The sequence below is a fragment of the Ensifer sp. Root558 genome, assembly GCF_001427045.1.
In the GTDB taxonomy this organism is placed as follows: domain Bacteria; phylum Pseudomonadota; class Alphaproteobacteria; order Rhizobiales; family Rhizobiaceae; genus Ensifer; species Ensifer adhaerens.
On sequence record NZ_LMGC01000001.1, the window covers coordinates 675097 to 692032 of the forward strand.

At 65.0% G+C, this 16936-nt stretch carries 13 protein-coding genes and 1 pseudogene; 8 read left to right on the forward strand and 6 right to left on the reverse strand.

All coding sequences use genetic code 11. The features are described 5' to 3' along the window. Positions 1-209 precede the first annotated feature (209 nt). Together ASD63_RS03380 and ASD63_RS03385 are read left to right on the forward strand one after the other, a co-directional pair. Positions 210-797, forward strand: a complete 588-nt coding sequence (locus ASD63_RS03380; RefSeq protein WP_034788490.1) for a J domain-containing protein — start codon at positions 210-212, stop codon at positions 795-797. Between the two features lie 217 nt (positions 798-1014). Then, positions 1015-1746: an LssY C-terminal domain-containing protein gene (locus ASD63_RS03385; protein WP_051659135.1), complete on the forward strand. Its 732-nt coding sequence runs from the start codon at positions 1015-1017 to the stop codon at positions 1744-1746. Between the two features lie 135 nt (positions 1747-1881). Here ASD63_RS03385 and ASD63_RS03390 read toward each other — a convergent pair whose 3' ends face one another. Then, positions 1882-2763 (reverse strand): NAD(P)-binding domain-containing protein, encoded by an 882-nt coding sequence (locus ASD63_RS03390; RefSeq protein WP_034788492.1) that lies wholly within the window; start codon positions 2761-2763, stop codon positions 1882-1884. Positions 2764-2929: 166 nt separating this feature from the next. Here ASD63_RS03390 and ASD63_RS33885 point away from each other — a divergent pair, with 166 nt between their 5' ends. Continuing rightward, complete coding sequence (locus ASD63_RS33885; RefSeq protein WP_234798741.1) at positions 2930-3541, forward strand: helix-turn-helix domain-containing protein; 612 nt, start codon at positions 2930-2932, stop codon at positions 3539-3541. A gap of 325 nt (positions 3542-3866) precedes the next feature. Here the strand turns inward: ASD63_RS33885 and tyrS are convergent, their stop codons facing one another. Then, positions 3867-5129: a tyrosine--tRNA ligase gene (gene tyrS, locus ASD63_RS03400; protein WP_051659136.1), complete on the reverse strand. Its 1263-nt coding sequence runs from the start codon at positions 5127-5129 to the stop codon at positions 3867-3869. Between the two features lie 118 nt (positions 5130-5247). Here tyrS and ASD63_RS35850 point away from each other — a divergent pair, with 118 nt between their 5' ends. Then, positions 5248-5508: a hypothetical protein gene (locus ASD63_RS35850; RefSeq protein WP_210174237.1), complete on the forward strand. Its 261-nt coding sequence runs from the start codon at positions 5248-5250 to the stop codon at positions 5506-5508. Between the two features lie 225 nt (positions 5509-5733). Here ASD63_RS35850 and uvrB read toward each other — a convergent pair whose 3' ends face one another. Then, positions 5734-8715 (reverse strand): excinuclease ABC subunit UvrB, encoded by a 2982-nt coding sequence (gene uvrB, locus ASD63_RS03410; RefSeq protein WP_034788499.1) that lies wholly within the window; start codon positions 8713-8715, stop codon positions 5734-5736. A gap of 416 nt (positions 8716-9131) precedes the next feature. Between uvrB and ASD63_RS03415 the strand changes: the two are divergent. After that, positions 9132-9892: pseudogene (locus ASD63_RS03415) on the forward strand (FecR domain-containing protein); the annotation flags it as partial. A gap of 357 nt (positions 9893-10249) precedes the next feature. Here the strand turns inward: ASD63_RS03415 and ASD63_RS03420 are convergent. Together ASD63_RS03420 and ASD63_RS03425 are read right to left on the reverse strand one after the other, a co-directional pair. Continuing rightward, complete coding sequence (locus tag ASD63_RS03420; protein WP_034795272.1) at positions 10250-12421, reverse strand: adenylate/guanylate cyclase domain-containing protein; 2172 nt, start codon at positions 12419-12421, stop codon at positions 10250-10252. A gap of 6 nt (positions 12422-12427) precedes the next feature. Continuing rightward, entirely contained in the window at positions 12428-14182 is a 1755-nt protein-coding gene (locus tag ASD63_RS03425) for an adenylate/guanylate cyclase domain-containing protein (RefSeq protein ID WP_034795269.1), read from the reverse strand. 256 nt (positions 14183-14438) lie between these two features. Here ASD63_RS03425 and ASD63_RS03430 point away from each other — a divergent pair, with 256 nt between their 5' ends. Both ASD63_RS03430 and ASD63_RS03435 read left to right on the forward strand, forming a co-directional pair. Further along, positions 14439-14936, forward strand: a complete 498-nt coding sequence (locus ASD63_RS03430; protein WP_034795266.1) for a GNAT family N-acetyltransferase — start codon at positions 14439-14441, stop codon at positions 14934-14936. 73 nt (positions 14937-15009) lie between these two features. Beyond that, positions 15010-15525 carry a GNAT family N-acetyltransferase gene (locus ASD63_RS03435; RefSeq protein ID WP_034795249.1) on the forward strand — a complete coding sequence of 172 codons (516 nt, stop codon included), beginning with the start codon at positions 15010-15012 and terminating at the stop codon, positions 15523-15525. A 67-nt stretch (positions 15526-15592) separates the two neighbouring features. Here ASD63_RS03435 and ASD63_RS03440 read toward each other — a convergent pair whose 3' ends face one another. Then, on the reverse strand, positions 15593-16036 hold the full coding sequence (locus tag ASD63_RS03440) for a TIGR02594 family protein (RefSeq protein WP_034795245.1): 444 nt from the start codon (positions 16034-16036) through the stop codon (positions 15593-15595). Between the two features lie 482 nt (positions 16037-16518). Here ASD63_RS03440 and ASD63_RS03445 point away from each other — a divergent pair, with 482 nt between their 5' ends. Next, positions 16519-16872: a DMT family protein gene (locus tag ASD63_RS03445; RefSeq protein WP_034795307.1), complete on the forward strand. Its 354-nt coding sequence runs from the start codon at positions 16519-16521 to the stop codon at positions 16870-16872. The last annotated feature ends 64 nt before the right edge of the window (positions 16873-16936 follow it).

The window sequence follows — 16936 nt, forward strand, 5'->3', positions numbered from 1 at the left end:
AACACTTGCGCATCCCCGGGATAACGCGCAGGTTTTACTGAAGGTTGGTTCCGTCTTGGCCGCCGATGGCGTAGCCAGTGGCGCAGACGGGCGGCCGCGAGGACGGACGAAGTATCGCCGTGCGGGCGAAGTATCGCCGGGGCTGAATTGGTGAGAGTGCGCCGGCCAGGTCTTGCTGGTGGCGAGAGTGACATACGGAGAGGGACAGCGTGATCGACCCTTACGAACTGCTTGGACTGGAACGCGACGCCGACAATCAGGCGATCCGCAACGCCTATCGCAAGGCGGCGAAATCCGCGCATCCGGATTCCGGCGGCGATCCTGAACAGTTCGCGCGACTGCAGGTGGCCTATGAGCTGCTCAAGGATCCGGTGCGCCGCAAGGTCTATGACGACACCGGTTACGATCCGCAGCTGGCCGACGCGCGCGATCTCAAGGGCCTGATGATGCTGGAAACGCTGGTCAACGAGTTCATCCTCGACGAGCGCGAGCCCGGCAGCTTCGATCCTGTCGCCGCGATGCGGCGCAAGCTTTCGGACGATATCGTCAAGAGCCGCTTCCATATCCTCGAACTCGAGCGCCACCGGGCCCGCGTGCGCAAGCACCTCGACCGCCTCGGCCGCCGGCCGGAGACCGACGTGCTCGGCTCGATGCTGCGCGCCCGCTCGCGCTCGATCGCCGAGGCGATCAAGAGCACCGACGAGCAGATCAAGACGATCGAGCAGGCCTATGAAATGCTGGAGGGGTATTCCTACGAGCTTGAGGCGCTGGAGGTGAAGGCGCACGCGGCGGAGTAGGCGGCGCCGTCTCGACTTTGCCTGTGGTAAGTACGCCGGGACGACGACGACACCCGTGATCCGGACACCTGGCTGTCGGCCGGCGCGATCGGCGGCGTTGATATCACCGACGTTCGCCTTTGTGGCACCGCTGTGCAGTCGCCTCCATCGGTGCCATAGTCTTCGTCTGTGTCCGATAGCCGGGACTCTGCCATCGTCTGGAGCGAAGGAGAGTGGCATGAGCCGCTCACACATGCGTGCAGCCGTTTTCCTGCTGGCGACCATGCTCGCCGCCTATCTCGCGGTCAGCTATTTTCTCGTCCCGGAACTCTGGGTCTTCCGTGATTCCAGGCGCAGGGTTCCGCTCAATCCCATGGTAACGTCCACGGAGCAGGGTATTCCCGGCGACCCGATCAATGTCGGGCTGGTCGGCTCCAAGGAGCAGATCATCCGCGCCTTCGCCGCGGCCGGATGGGACGCCGCCGACAAGGTGACGCTCAGGTCCTCGGTCGATATCGGCCTCAGCGTCGTGCTCGACCGGCCGGATCTCGACGCGCCCGTCAGTCCGCTGTTCTATGAGGGGCGCAAGCAGGACCTGGCCTTCGAGAAGCCGGTCGGCCACAGCGCCGACCAGCGCAACCATGTGCGCTTTTGGCAGACGACCAAGCCTGTGGAGGGCAGCGGCCCGCTCTGGCTCGGTTCGGCCAGCTTCGACCGCGGCGTCGGCCTCAGCCACGATACCGGCCAGATCACCCACCACATCGGCCCCGATCTCGATGCCGAACGCAATCTGGTCATCGACGACCTCGACAAGGCCGGGCAGGTGGCATCGACCTATGAGATCCCCGGCGTCGGCGCCACCACATCGGGTCGCAACGGCGGCGGCGATCCTTACTTCACCGACGGCAAGACCTTGGTCGGAGTACTCAAGCCGGCAGGCGAAGGGGGCGGTGCGGAGGCCGCGAAGTGAGTGCGCACCGCCGCACGCGGAGCAAGGACGCGGCAGGCGCAGAACGCGGCGATGGATCAAAGGCTTAAAGCGCAAATCTGAAAGATTGTGGCGCGGGGCGGCACAGCGGACGGCGCGCGCCCCGTCACCTACGCGTTACGGACGCCCCATGAACAGCGACAACGATGCAAAATCGTCGTGCAGGTGGCCGGCGTCGATGGCACGGCGGAAGATCGCCTCGTAGCCGTCGGTGATCGTCCGGTCGATGCCGCGGGCGGCCATCAGCTCGACCAGATGGTGGAAGGCGCCATAGTGCGGCGAGACCGAGGAAAGCGTCTTGTCGTCGGCCGCATAGCGCCCGGCGGCGCTGCGCTTGATCAGGTCGGCGACGAGGCCATCGATGACAGGCGCCGTCGCCGACCATTGCTTGCCAAGCGTTTCGAGATCGATCGCCTCGGCGCGGCAGACGGCGATCGATTGCAGCGCGCCGAACAGCGCGCCCCACATCAGGGCGAGCACCGCGCTGTCGAGCGCGTTGGCAAGGCCCGGATCAGCGCCGATATGCTGCACATTGCCGGCGAGCGCGCCGAGCACTGCGCGGCTTTCCTCAAACGCCGCGGCCGGGCCGGAGATGAGCAGCGTGCCCGCTTCGGTGCCGATGAAATCGGGCGTCGCCAGGATCGCACCGTCGAGGTAGCGGATGCCATGCCGCCCGGCCCAAGCCTGCACCTCGCGGGCGCCATCGGGCGTGCCGGAGGTCAGCTCGATGATCAGCTTGCCCTTGAGGGTGCCAGTGACGTCAGGGTCGCGCAGCAGGCTCTGCGTCGCCTGGTAGTCGCTGACATTGACGATGACGATGTCGGAGGCTGCGACGGCGTTGCGTACGCTGGCCGCCACTTCGGCTCCGGCTGCGGCGAGCGGCGCGGCCTTTGCCGGCGTACGGTTCCACACCGTCGTCGGGTGCCCGGCCTTGAGCAGCGCATGCGCCAATGCCGACCCCATCCGCCCCATTCCCAAAACGCTGATTGCAGGTTGCATATCCAGTCTCCATATCCTTGGTGCGGGATCGGCGCTCGCTACGCGCATCCCGCTTCGCTTGTTCGAGGCGACGCATTTGTCGTCGCGGCTGAGACGTAAGACGGGACAATCGGGTCGCAATACGCACGCGCGGGTAAGTGGTTACCCCGGCGTAAGGGAGGATGACGTGACGGATGCCATGGAAAACTGCGGTTTCATGACCGCGCTGCGGGCGATCGAGGGCAAGTGGAAGGTCGATATTCTCTGCGAACTCGGCAAGGCCGCGCGCCGCTTCGGCCGCCTGCGTCAGGCGATGCCCGCCATCAGCGAGAAGATGCTGGCGCAGCAACTGCGCGAACTGGAAGCCGATGGCCTCGTCAGCCGCACCACCTATCCGGAAACGCCGCCAAAGGTGGTCTATTCGTTGACCAAACGCGGTGCCGCGCTGAACGTGGCGGCGGATGCGCTCTGCAAGTGGGGCGAGGAGTTTGGCGACGACGCAGGGCAGGTCGAGGCGAGGGCGGTTGCGGTGGGCTGGTCGCCGCGACGTCGGCGTGGCCGTGGGCGGGCTCACTTTCGAGCGGCGTTGGCGCCACGATGCCGCCCGCCACAGCCCCGATGTGTTGTCCGGGCCGTTGGAGCCGCGATCTTGGCGGCTGCAGCCCCGTCCATCTCTGCTCGTCACAGGGATCCCGTACCAATGCGGCCGCACGGCGGAAAACTGCGGCGGCTCGTTCCGGCAAACTTTTTGGCAGTAGGCCCTTCGCGCCGCAGACGCGGCGCTGCTGGACTCCTGTGACAGGCACAGGAATGAGGGCGGTCGGGTAATCCCGGCACTTCTTCGGCCAAGGTGGTTCGCTGCGAGCCGATTTCATAAGAGCGCCGCCGGTTACCGTCGTCACGCCCAAGCCACGATTTCTGCGGCTGCATCATCTCCACCCTCATCTCTGTGCGCGTCACAGAGATCCAGCTGCCGCGCGTCGGCGCGGCAGGAGATGCCGAGCCAGCGCACACAGGCGCTTTGGTTTGCCGACGCATCCCCCGCGCCGCAGATGTGGCGCGAGGAGGGTCCAAAACAAGCGCCGGGTCGAGGGCGGTGAGGCTGTGGTCGTAGCGGAGAACCGCTACTTCACCACCACATGGCGCTTCTTGCCGAGCGAGAGCCGCAGCGGGCGCCCGGCGACGGTCAGCAGTCCGTCGCCATCCTCGACGACCTCGCCGTCGATGCGGACGCCGCGCCCTGAGATCGCCCGCCGCGCTTCGCTCTTCGATGCCGCCAGCCCGGCCCGGACGAGCAGGTCGATCAGCATCACGCCGGCAGTGCGCTCGGCGTCGTCGAGTTCGACGGTCGGCAAGCCCGCGGCGGCTTCGCCTTGCCCGAAAGCCTGCCGCGCCGTCTGCTGTGCATGATCGGCCGCTTGCCGCCCATGCACCAGTGCCGTCGCCTCGTTGGCAAGCCGCTCCTTCACCGCATTCAGTTCCGCACCCTCGGCGCGACCGAGCCTTTCGATCTCGTCGATCGGCAGTTCGGTGAAGAGTTTGAGGAAGCGCACCACGTCGGCATCCTCGGCGTTGCGCCAGAACTGCCAGTAGTCGTAGGGCGACAGGCGGTCTTCGTTGACCCAGACCGCGCCGGCCGCTGTCTTGCCCATCTTGACGCCCGAGGCGGTGGTCAGGAGCGGCGTGGTCATGCCGAAGACTTCCGCGCCCTCGATCCGGCGCAAGAGATCGACGCCGCCGACGATATTGCCCCACTGGTCGCCGCCACCGAGCTGCAGCCGGCAACCGGTGCGGCGAAACAGCTCGAGGAAATCGACCGCCTGCAGGATCATGTAGTTGAATTCGAGGAAGCTCAGGTTCTCCTGTTGCTCCAGCCGCGTTTTCACGCTGTCAAAGGAAAGCATGCGGTTGACAGAGAAATGTTTGCCGACGTCCCGGAGCATGTCGATCCAGGCCATCCGGTCCAGCCAGTCGGCATTGTTGACCATGACCGCGTCGGACGGCCCGTCGCCAAAGGTCAGCAGCCGCTCGAACACTTTGCGGATGCCGGCGACATTGGCCGCAATCTCGTCTTCTGACAGCATCGGCCGTGCCGCCGAACGGAAGCTGGGATCGCCGATCCGGGTGGTGCCGCCGCCAATCAGAACGATCGGCTTGTGGCCGGCCTGCTGCAGACGCCGAAGCGCCATGATCGGCATGAGATGGCCGACATGCAGACTGTCCGCCGTCGCATCGAAACCGGCATAGACAGGCACGACGCCGGCCGCAAAGGCGCCGTCGACGCCCGCAAGATCGGTCACCTGGTTGACATAACCGCGCTCAACCAGCGTCCAGGTGATCGCGGAACGCGGCTCAAAGGCATCGGTTGGATTGTCGGAATGGGTCATCGGTACTCTCCATGGCTATGCCGCCAGGGAGCACTGAACAAAACAAAGCCGCCTGACGGCGGCTTGTTTCAAGGCATGATCGAAACGCGCCGCTCCCTATGGAGACGTCGCATAATAGTTGGCAGCGATGAGCGCGGTCTTGATCATGAGGGTGGTTGTAGCGGGGAATGGGGGAGGCGGCAAGGCCAAGGTTCCCTGCGCCACCGCGAGTACGTCGGAGTTGGCCGGGGCGCTCTCCGAGAGTTTTGAAGATCGCGGACTATTGTGCCCGGCCGACCGTCATCTCAATCAACTTTTTCTAAAGCTTCCACCGGCCGCCGAAGTGAGCGACAACGAACAACAGGCTGAGCTGCATCGTCTTGAAGGCGCCATAACCTAGCGCCGAGATTATCAAATAAAACAGGATTTGGTGTTCGGCGACGGTAAGCGTGTGGTGGCCGGGCAGTTCACCTGCAATGAAACGCGATATCACAATGCCGGCGAAGACTGGCCCGATTGACAACATGCCGACAACGGCAGCGGCGCTTCCCCATCGATCAGTTCGCGGAGATTGATCCGGCTTGCTCAGCGTTCGTCATGCAAACCACTCCATCGAAGTTCTACCTCACCGCCCCGGCCGCCCCGTCTTGCCCTTCGTCCGCCCCTTCTGCCGCTTCTGATCCACCGGATCCTCATAGGAGCCGACACCCGGTTTCGCCCGCGTGACGATCGGTTTTTCCGGGACGTGGCCGATGACTGGCTTTTCGGTGCGGCCGACGGTCATTTCGTCCAGCGTGTTCCGGCGGAACAGCGATTTGTCCGCGCCGGCGGGTGTCGCGACGTCGCGGCCCATTTCGTCGAGGTCGGGCTTGCGGAACAGTGGGGTCTCCGTGTCCGTGCCTGGGCCCATGTCGTCGAGGGACGGCTTCTGAAATAGGGATTTGTCGTCGGTGGATTTGGATCCTCGGGTCGAGCCCGAAGATGACGTCGAGGAGCCGGACCGCTTGCCACCCTCCTGCGACCGTGCCTCTTCCCGCGCCATCGGGTCGTCCATCGCGGCGAGTTCGGCGGCCTTGAGGCGTTTGATCTCGTCGCGCAGGCGCGCGGCCTTTTCGAAGTCGAGGTCGCCGGCGGCGTCGCGCATCTGTTTTTCCAGCGCGTTGAGGTGCGCCTGCAGGTTGTTGCCGACGAGGTGGCCGCCGTCGGCGAAACCCTTGCCGGCGACGCCGGAAATGTCGGCGCGGACGTGGTCCTTCTCGTAGACGCTATCGAGGATGTCGGAGATCTTCGCCTTCACCGATTCCGGGGTGATGCCGTTGGCCTCGTTATAGGCCATCTGCTTTTCGCGGCGGCGGCTGGTTTCGTCCATGGCGCGCTGCATGGAGCCGGTGATCTGGTCGGCATAGAGGATGACCTTGCCGTCGACGTTGCGGGCGGCGCGGCCGATGGTCTGCACCAGCGAGGTCTCGGAGCGCAGGAAGCCTTCCTTGTCGGCGTCGAGAATGGCGACGAAGCCGCATTCGGGGATGTCGAGGCCTTCGCGCAGAAGGTTGATGCCGACGAGCACGTCGAATGCGCCGAGACGCAGGTCGCGGATGATCTCGATGCGCTCCAGCGTGTCGATGTCGGAGTGCATGTAGCGCACGCGAATGCCCTGTTCGTGCAGGTATTCGGTGAGGTCTTCTGCCATGCGCTTGGTGAGCACGGTAACGAGCGTGCGGTAGCCGGCGGCGGCCGTCTCGCGGATTTCGCCGAGCACGTCGTCGACCTGGGTTTTCGCCGAGCGCACTTCCACCGGCGGATCGATCAGGCCGGTCGGGCGGATGACCTGTTCGGCAAAGACGCCGCCGGATTGCTCCAACTCCCAGCTGCCGGGCGTCGCCGAAACGGCGATCGTGTCGGGGCGCATCGCGTCCCATTCCTCGAAGCGCAAGGGGCGATTGTCCATGCAGGAGGGCAGGCGGAAGCCGTATTCGGCAAGCGTCGCCTTGCGGCGGAAGTCGCCTCGATACATGCCGCCGATCTGGCTCACGGAGACGTGGCTCTCGTCGATGAACAGCAGCGCATTGTCGGGGATATATTCGAACAGCGTCGGCGGCGGCTCGCCGGGATTGCGGCCGGTGAGGTAACGCGAATAGTTCTCGATGCCGGCGCAGGAGCCTGTCGCCTCGAGCATCTCGATGTCGTAGCGGGTGCGTTGCTCCAGTCGCTGGGCTTCGAGCAGGCGGCCGCCTTTTTCGAGTTCCGCGAGGCGATGCACCAACTCTTCCTTGATCGCCTTGATGGCGCCGTTCAGCGTCGGGCGCGGGGTGACATAGTGCGAGTTGGCGTAGATTTTCACCGACTTCAGGTCGCCGGTCTTCTGGCCGGTGAGCGGATCGAACTCGGTGATGGCGTCGATCTCGTCGCCGAACATGGAGATGCGCCAGGCGGCATCCTCCAGGTGGGCCGGGAAGATCTCGATCGTATCCCCGCGCACCCGAAACGAGCCGCGCTGGAAGTCCATGTCGCGGCGCTTGTACTGCTGCGCCACCAGGTCGGCGAGAAGCTGGCGCTGGTCGAGCCGGTCGCCGACGCTCATCTGGAAGGTCATGGCGGTGTAGGTCTCGACCGAGCCGATACCGTAGATGCAGGAGACCGAGGCGACGATGATGCAGTCGTCGCGCTCCAGCAGCGAGCGGGTGGCCGAGTGGCGCATGCGGTCGATCTGTTCGTTGATCGAGGATTCCTTCTCGATAAACGTGTCCGAGCGCGGCACGTAGGCTTCCGGCTGGTAATAGTCGTAGTAGGAGACGAAGTACTCGACCGCGTTGTCCGGGAAGAAGTTCTTGAACTCGGAATAGAGCTGGGCGGCGAGCGTCTTGTTGGGCGCGAGGATCACGGCGGGGCGCTGCGTCGCCTCGATCACCTTGGCCATGGTGAAGGTCTTGCCCGAGCCGGTGACGCCGAGCAGCACCTGGCTGCGCTCGCCGGAGTTCAGGCCCTCGACCAGATCGGCGATCGCCGTTGGCTGGTCGCCGGCCGGCTGGTAGTCCGACGCCATGCGGATTTCGACGCCGCCCTCGGATTTCGGTGGGCGGGCAGGGCGATGCGGCGTCCAGAGCTTGCCGTCCTTGAACAGCGGGTTGCCGCTCTCGATCAGCGCCGAAAGCGCCTCGACGGTGGCGGTGACGCCCGAGGTGGAGGTCAGCTTGGCGGCATCTTCCAGCGAGACGTCGAGGCCGGCCACCGGATTGAGGCCGGCGGCGGCGCGGGTCTTCGGGTCGGTCGAACCGCCCATGGAGGTGCCGCGCGCCGACTTGCTGCCAACGATCTCGACCTTGCCTTTCTTGCCCGCCTTCTTCGGCTGCGCCTCGTCATCGGCGCCCGCTGCCTTGCGCGCCGCCTTGGAGGCGGCGATCTCCACCGTCTTGCGGTGCTTGCCGGCCTTGGAGGCGATCTGGCGTTGGGTTTCGAAGGCCGAGGCTTCCGCGTCCGCCTCAAGCTGCTTCACCCAGTCGGAAACATTGCCGGAAAGCGGCGTGCCTGACAAAGGCGCCTGCGGCGCTTCTTCGAAACCGGACGGGGTGGAGGGCTTCGGCGGGGCATTCTTCGGAGCTTTGGTCATGGCGGGGAATATGGAGAGAGTCCGGCCGAAAGTGAAGGGGCGAGGGAGTACAAAAGGGCAACATTTCGCCCCGGTTGCCGAAGTCGATTCCGGCGCCGTTTGCGCCTTGAATCGCGGGCTTCAACCAAGGCGGGTCGGATTCCTGTCGCATTGTAACCCTTACGGTTGCGGGCCTGACGCAGCGTTACCCCGATTGGGCGAGAAGACAGCCAAGCCTGCCGCGTGATAACAATAGTTCTTTGGAGGGTGCCATGTTCTGCTTGCGTGGTGCCGCACTTGGGCTTTGTGCCGTGGTCCTTGGTCCGATGTCCCTGTTTGCCGCCGAACCGGTCGGCAAGGCAGTGGAGATCCGGACAGCGGTCAACGGTGCGCGGGGTGCGATTGCGGTCAGAGACCCTGTCTACAAGAACGAACGGATATCGACATCGAAGTCCGGGCTCGGGCGACAGCGGTGGAGATCCGGACAGCGGTCAACGGTGCGCGGGGTGCGATTGCGGTCAGAGACCCTGTCTACAAGAACGAACGGATATCGACATCGAAGTCCGGGCTCGGGCAGTTCGTCTTCGAGGACGGCACCAAGCTTGCCGTCGGCTGGGGGTCTTCCGTCGTCATCGACAAGTTCGTCTATGACGACAAGAAGTCGGTGAAGAAGCTGACCATCATGGCCGCCAAGGGCACGTTCCGCTGGATCAGCGGCAAATCCGGCCATTCCGCCTATGAAATCGTCACGCCGGCCGGCACCATCGGGGTGCGCGGCACCGCCTTCGACTTCTTTGTCGGCCCGGATGGCACCACCGCCGTGGTGCTGCTCAGCGGCGCGGCGGATTTCTGCGGTCCAGGCGGCTGCCGGCAGCTGACGCAGCGCTGCGATTGCGTCGTCGCCAAGCCTGGCCGGAGGGCCACCGAACCGAAACGGGTAAGCCGCACGACGTTGAAATCCCTCGGCAATGCCCAGGCGCTGCCGTTCCTCTCCGGAGGTCAACGCCTGTCCGGAGCGATCGGCTGGGTGGGCGGCGGTTGCGGGCTGCGCGCGGCGCAGTTCGAGGGCACCACCCGTACCATCCCAGAGCAACCGGCTCGCGTCGAAGAAAAGCCGCGTGAAGAGAAGCCGCCGCCGGAAGAAAAGCCCCGGGATCCGGGCCCGCAGCCGGAGAACCCCGGCGATCCCGGACCGCAGCCCCAGAACCCGGGCGATCCCGGCCCGCAGCCGCAAAACCCGGGTGATCCCGGGCCGCAGCCGCAAAACCCGGGTGATCCCGGGCCGCAGCCGAACAACCCCGGCGACCCAGGACCGCAAGACGGCGGTGGCGGCGATCAACCGAGCCAGGATCAGGGGACGCAGGATCAGGCCCCAAGCCACGATTGAAGGGGCGGCGAAGGCTTTGCTGGCGCGCGCCTGATCTCAAAGCCGAGCCGGTGCGCCTTGCCGCCTTCCTCTGGCGAGCCGTGTTTCTTGAAAACTGCACTAAATCAGTAGGCTGCGGTCGTTTCCGCATGTGCTCTGCGAGGTGGCTTTCGGCTGCCGTGGGCAAGATCATTCGGCAGGACGCTTGGTATTCTCGTCGGTGGTCTGCGCGAAATGGTCGGCGCGGCGGCCGATCCGGGCGTAGAAACCGGCGAGTGCCGGCGTCAGCGCCGCTGCCTTCAGCTTGGCGGCGTTGACGATGCTGCGGCTGGTCTGCGTCCGAGCGCCGAGTGCGGCGACCAGCCGATCGTGCAGGCCGCGCAGATCCGCGAAGGCGGGCGAGGCAGCGAGGTTTTCGTCGCCGGCGACGGCATAGACCCGCGTTCGCGTCGTCTTGCCCTTGAGCCCGAGGGAGCCGGCGTCGAGCATGGCATGGTCCGGCAGAGCCTGGGCGGTCGCCTCGGACACCAGAATGTCGATGTTGACGTCCTTGCAGGCCGCTTCGATGCGCGCGGCGATGTTCACGGTGTCGCCGACGGCGGAATAGTTGAACCGCGTCTCGGCGCCCATGTTGCCGACGCAGGCAAGCCCGGTATGGATGCCGATGCCGATGCGCACTTCCTGATCGGCGCCGAAGCCGAAGGCATTGTCGGCGTTCAGCCGCGCCAGCGTCTCGCGCATGCCAAGCGCTGCACGCACTGCCTTTTGCGGATGGTTGGCGACGTCGACCGGCGCATTCCAGAAGGCCATGATCGAATCGCCGATGAACTTGTCGAGCGTGCCCTCGTTGGCCAGCACATGCCGGCTCAGCGCATCGAGCAGCGTGTTGAGAAAGGCGACGACCTCGGTCGGCGTCATGCGCTCGCTCATTTCGGTGAAGCTGCGCACGTCGACGAACATCACGGTGAGCTCGCGATCGTCGCCGCCGAGGCTGAGGGCATTGCGCGTATGCTCGATGCGGTAGAGCAGCGACGGCGAGAGATAGCGGCCGAAGGCCTGCCGCACCTCGCGGCGTTCGCGATCGGTCACCAGGAAGCGGTAGGCAGTGGCCGCGAAATGGGTGATCGAGGCGGCGAGGATCGGCGCCAGCGGATCGAAAAGCCGTCCGCCATAGTAGAAGGCGATCCAGGAGGCGACGAGCGCCAGCGCCGTCACTGCCATGCCGCAGACGAGTGCGACCACGGGGCTGACGAAGGTGGTGAGCAGCACCAGCAACGTTCCGGCGAGCGCGATCGAGAGGATTTCGAGCCCGTTCGCCCAATCCGGGCGCGAAAGATAGCGACCCGACAGGATCTGCTCGACGATCTGCGCGTGGATCGAAACACCGGGCACGTTCTGGCCGAGCGCGGTGGTGCGCACATCCTGCAGTCCGGCCGCCGAAGTGCCGATAAAGACGATGCTGCCTTCGATGCCGGCGCGGATATCCGGCGAAGGCTCGCCGTCGGCGAGAATGCGGCGCGCCGAGATATAGCGTTCCGTCGTGTCCGGCGTGACAAAGAGCCAGACCTCGCCGGTCGACATCAGCGGTACGACGAAGTCGCCGATCTTGACGGCGGTCAGCGTGTTGGCGACGTCTGGTGCGGCCGCCAGGACATAGGTCGAAGCACCCTGGGCCACCCGCAGGGCCTCCATGGCCAGGCTCGGATAGAACTGCTGGCCGTCGCTCAGGAATAGCGGGGCGGTGCGCACCACCGCCGAGGACGAGCCGGGATTGAGGCTGATGTGGCCGAGGCCGGCGGCATTGGCCTCGAGCTGCGGCCTGAGCGGCGTCGCGGCCCGCAGGCGCGGCGGCGCTTCGTTGGCGCTTTCGCCGGTCAGGGCAAAGCCGGCCTTGACCGGCGGCAGGTAGCTGCCCTCGTTGGTCAGGCCGAAGCCGAGAACCACGGGCTTGTCGCGGATCGCCTCGGCGAAGATCTCGTCATTGTCCGGCAGGGCGGCAAGGAAGGACGGATCGACGCCGCCGACATCGCGCACCACCGTGCGCGGCGACAATCTGTCCGGCTCGGCAAAGAGCACGTCGAAGGCGATCGCGGCCGCACCCATCTCGCTCAAGCGGTCGGTCAGCTTCGCCAGCCGATCGCGCGGCCAGGGCCATTGGCCGAGCTCGCGCAGCGACGCCTCGTCGATGTCGATAATCTTGACCGGCATGGGCTCGAAGCGGCGCGGCGCAATGCGCTGGTATTCGTCGAAGGTGACGTCGCGCGCCTGGCGCAGCAACTGCGGATCTTGGGCGCGCAGAATGGTGAAGAACGCCACCACCGTCATGCCGATCAGAACCCCGAACAGTTGCGATCGTGTCATGGCGGCCTACGGAACCATGGGCAGGCCCGCCTTGACGAGCCCGTCGTTGAAATGCGCGTGGTCGGCAGGATCGACATAGGCGGTAAAGAAGCGCCAGTAGCGCGGCACGTCGCTCGGTGCGTTGGCGATCGCTTCCGGAAGAAGCTTGCGCGCCTCATCGATGCGGTCGAGCTGGCCGAGACAGGTGATCAGCATCACCAGGTTGAAATAGGTGCGGCGCAAGAGCAGCGCCCGTTCGGCGCAGCGCAGGGCTTCGTCGTAGTTGCCGAGATGGTAGTGGGCGAGCGCCATGCGGTTGAGGAAGAGATAGGTGAGCGGATCGTGCGGGCTCAGCCGCAGCGCCTTGTGCAGCGGGTCCAGCGACTCGGCGAAGCGGCCGATATAGATGCGCGCCCAGCCGAGCGCCATGTGGGCGAGCGCGAAGTTGGAGTTGATGTCGATCGCCTGTTGCGCTTCCTCGACCGCGGCGTGCGGCCGCTGGGCCGCGAAGTTGGCGAGACACATGACATAGTGACAATAGGGGTCGTGATCGTCGATCACCACAGCGCGCGCGGCCTCCGCCTGCAACTCGGCGCTGTCGCGGTCGATGTCCTTGCTGAAGCCGAAGAAGCAGCGGGCAAACAGCGAGCGGGCGAGCATCATGTGCGCGCGGCCGAATTCCGGATCGAGGGCGATGGCGCGGCGCTGCCATTCGATCGCCTCGTCGAAATGCACGGCGGAATCCTGCGCGTTGTGCAGCAGGGTGCCGCGCATGTGGCATTCATAGGCGCCGAGATTGTCGGTGCCCCGCAATTGCGCGCGCCGGTTTTCGCCGATCAGGATCTCCGGCTCGATTGCCGCGACCACATGCTGGGTGATTTCGTCCTGAATGGCGAAGAGGTCGGCGAATTCACGCTCGTAGCGCTGCGCCCAGAGGTGGTTGCCGGTCTCGGCCTCGATCAGCTGGCCGGTAACGCGCACCCGCGAGCCGGACCGGCGCACGCTGCCTTCGACGATGTAGCGCACGCCGAGATCCCGGCCGATCTGTTTGACGTCGACGGCGCGGCCCTTGTAGGCGAAGGAAGAGTTGCGCGCGATGACGAAGAACCAGCGGTAAAGCGACAGTGCGGTGATGATGTCCTCAGTCAGTCCGTCGGCGAAGAAATCCTGCTCGGGATCGCCGGACATGTTGACGAAGGGCAGCACCGCAATCGATGGCTTGTCGGGCAGGGAAAGCGGCATGCCGGGCAAGTCGCCGCCCGCCGGGTTCTCGCGCCACTCGACGCGGTGGACCAGGACCGGACGCGGTATGTTCTTCAGCGCGCGCTCGCCGAGGCGCTGCATCGGAAACTCGAGCTTGCCTTCGATCTGGTCGTGGAGCGCGCCGGAAATGCAGATGTCGTTCGGCTGCGCCACCTGCTGGAGCCGGGCGGCGACATTGACCCCGTCGCCGAGCAGATTGCCGCCGTTGACAACCACGTCGCCGAGATTGAGGCCGATGCGGAACTCCATGCGCCTTTCTGGCGGTAGGTCGGCATTGCGGCGCTGAAGGGTTCGCTGGATGGCGACCGCCGCCCGCACGGCCTGCACGGCGCTCTGGAATTCCGCGACCAAGCTGTCGCCGGCCGCGCCGAAGACGCGGCCCCCGTGCTCCGCAGCAAGGCCGGAAATCGTCTCGCAGTAGGTGGCCAGGGTCGCAAGCGTGCCTTCCTCGTCGGTCGCGACAAGGCGACTGTAACCAGCGACATCGGCAGCAAGGATCACGGCGAGCTTCCGTTCCAAGGCGGCGGGCCCCTCCTGCGGCATCTGGTCAGAAGGAAATTAAGCGTAACTTAAATTAGAAAGTCCGAGAAGCGTAAATCGCCCTGATCGGGCCTGAAGACGCTGCTCAAAGCGTAAAAATGCTCCACGCGGCTTCTACGCGAGATTGTACTCGCCGGTGCTTCCGCGGAGCGGCCGATTGTGCAAGGTTCGCGGCCTTCATGCCGCCGCGCTTGGTTCAGGCCGGCAACCTCTATCGCGCTCGGGATCAACAGTGATGGCGCCTTTTTCCATTCGCCGGCTCACCTCCAGTGATGCCGAGGCCTATCGGGCAGTTCGGCTAGACGGCCTGCTGAAGCATCCTGAAGCCTTCGGTTCATCTTACGAGGATGAGGCCAGCCGGCCGATCGAGGTCACAGCGGAACGGCTTGATAGCGGCTTCGTCCTCGGCGCCTTCGATAGCGATGAAAAGCTCATGGGTGTTGCTGGCCTCGCGATCCAGACGGCGACAAAGGCAAAGCACAAGGGGACCCTCTGGGGCATGTATGTCTTGCCAGAGGCACGAGGAACCGGGCTATCGCGTTTGCTCGTCGACGGGATTATCGCCGAAGCGCGGGGCAAGGTGGAGCGGCTGTTGCTGACTGTCGTCTCGTCGAACGCTGCTGCCCTCAACCTCTACCGGAAGGCGGGATTTGTCGAATACGGCCTGGAACAGCGCGCGCTGCGGGTTGACGATGCCTATTTCGACGAGATGTTGATGGCGTTGCCGCTTTAAGCGGCGTGGTGGTCAGCCAGGGAACACGCAGCGGGGTCGACGCGGCGCAGTGCGGCGGTAGGATGGCGCCATCATGCCGCTGATTCGACCCACACGCGAAAGCGACCTTTCTCTTCTGCCCGCCATCGAGCGCTCCTCGGGCGAGGTGTTCCGCACCGTCCCCGAGCTTGCCTGGATTGCCGATGACGACGTGCAATCGGCAGAAGCTCATCGCGAATTCCTGCGCACCGGACTATCGGTGGTAATGGTCGACGCCTCCGATCGGCCGATCGCTTTTCTTTGCGCTACGGTTGCCGACGATGCCATGCACATCTGGCAGCTTGCCGTCGAGGCGGAACGTCAGGGGCAGGGGCTTGGGCGCACGCTGATGCTGGCGGCAATCGCGCATGCGCGCGTGACGTCACGCGCCGCCGTCACGCTGACGACGTTCCGCGATCTTGCCTGGAACGAGCACTTCTATTGCAAGCTCGGCTTTGTGACGCTCGATGCGGGCGAACTCGATCCGCGTCTTGCCGAAATCCTTGCCAACGAGGCGGCGCACGGGCTGCCGGCAGAGCGGCGCTGTGCCATGCGGCTGAAGCTCGCTTGAGGGCGCAAGCCAGCATTCCGGAAAGCCGGCGCTGAAAGAAGCTCGCTCGGGCGCGGTTGTGGCCGCGCTACCGTCTGATGGCGACCACCTGGCCGCGTGCGAACTGCGAGACCCTGACGCCGCCGGACTGGTTGCCGCCGATCAGCTGGGCCGTCGATTTCGACAGCATGGACAGGATGCCGACGTGATAGCCGCGGCCGGTGCGCACGACGACGACGTCGCCGGGACGGGCATAGGAGAGCTTCACGGGCGCGCCAAAACGCAGCCAGGAACGGGCGATGCCGAAGCTCTGCGGCGGACTGCGCCCGGCCTTGCGGGCGACCATGCCCATGAAGTGGCCGCACCAGGGGGTGCGGGCCGGGTTGATGCCGAGCGCTGCACGAAGGGTCTTGTTGTTCTTGACCTCGTGCAGGCCCTTGTATTGCTGCGCCTGGGCAAGCATGCCCGCATTGGCGAAATCAGGTGTCAGTAGCGCGACATAGGCAGCCGCAAGAAACGCCAGGACCTTCATGGTCAGGTCTCCTTGACAAGTTGCTTGGTGCGAACGGTCGGGGCGGCCTGGCAATCGCCGGCATGGCACCCGGTTGCTCAACGGTTTCCAATGTTGGGCGGGGAGATATCAGCGGACGCGCGCGTGCAGGCGTTGAAAACGCCGCATCAGGCACGCCGGCGAACCGCGGCAGAACGCGGAGCCAGCTTCACGGCAACTGCCGTTTCGAAGTGTGGTATTCCCCTGTCTGCCCCGTCGGGCAGCAAAGCTTCATTCACCATGCGCCGGTGCAAAATTGTGGCAAAACCCGTAAAATATTAGGGCAGGGATTGCTAATCGCCGAAATAGCTGATGCGAAACGGCGATTCGCCGCGTCAGACATCAAAAAAATAGTGGGTCGGTGCCTTCCAAGGCAGGTCTTTACGCCGGAGAAGCGGCGGCACTTGCGCGCTTACGGGGCGGCGGCGCATCGTCTCAACGTGATTCGCACGCCGAGGTTCTTCATGTCGTTCACCCTTTCTCCGGCCTATCTCTGGCCCGTTCTTCTGCTCCTGATCTCCAACGTCTTCATGACCTTTGCCTGGTACGGGCACCTGAAGTACACGTCGTCGCCGCTTTACATGGCGATCGTCGCCAGCTGGGGCATTGCCTTCTTCGAATATTGCCTGGCGGTGCCGGCAAACCGCATCGGCCACCAGGTCTATTCGGCGGCCCAGTTGAAGACGATGCAGGAGGTGATCACGCTGATCGTCTTTGCAGCCTTCTCCGTCTTCTGGCTGAAGGAGTCGATCGGCTGGAACCATCTGGTCGGCTTCGCGCTGATCGCGGCCGGTGCTTCCTTCATCTTCAAGGGCTGACGCACCCCCAACGGACACAAAGAAAAAGGCAGGGCGTAAACCCTGCCTTTTCAGCGAAAAGCGG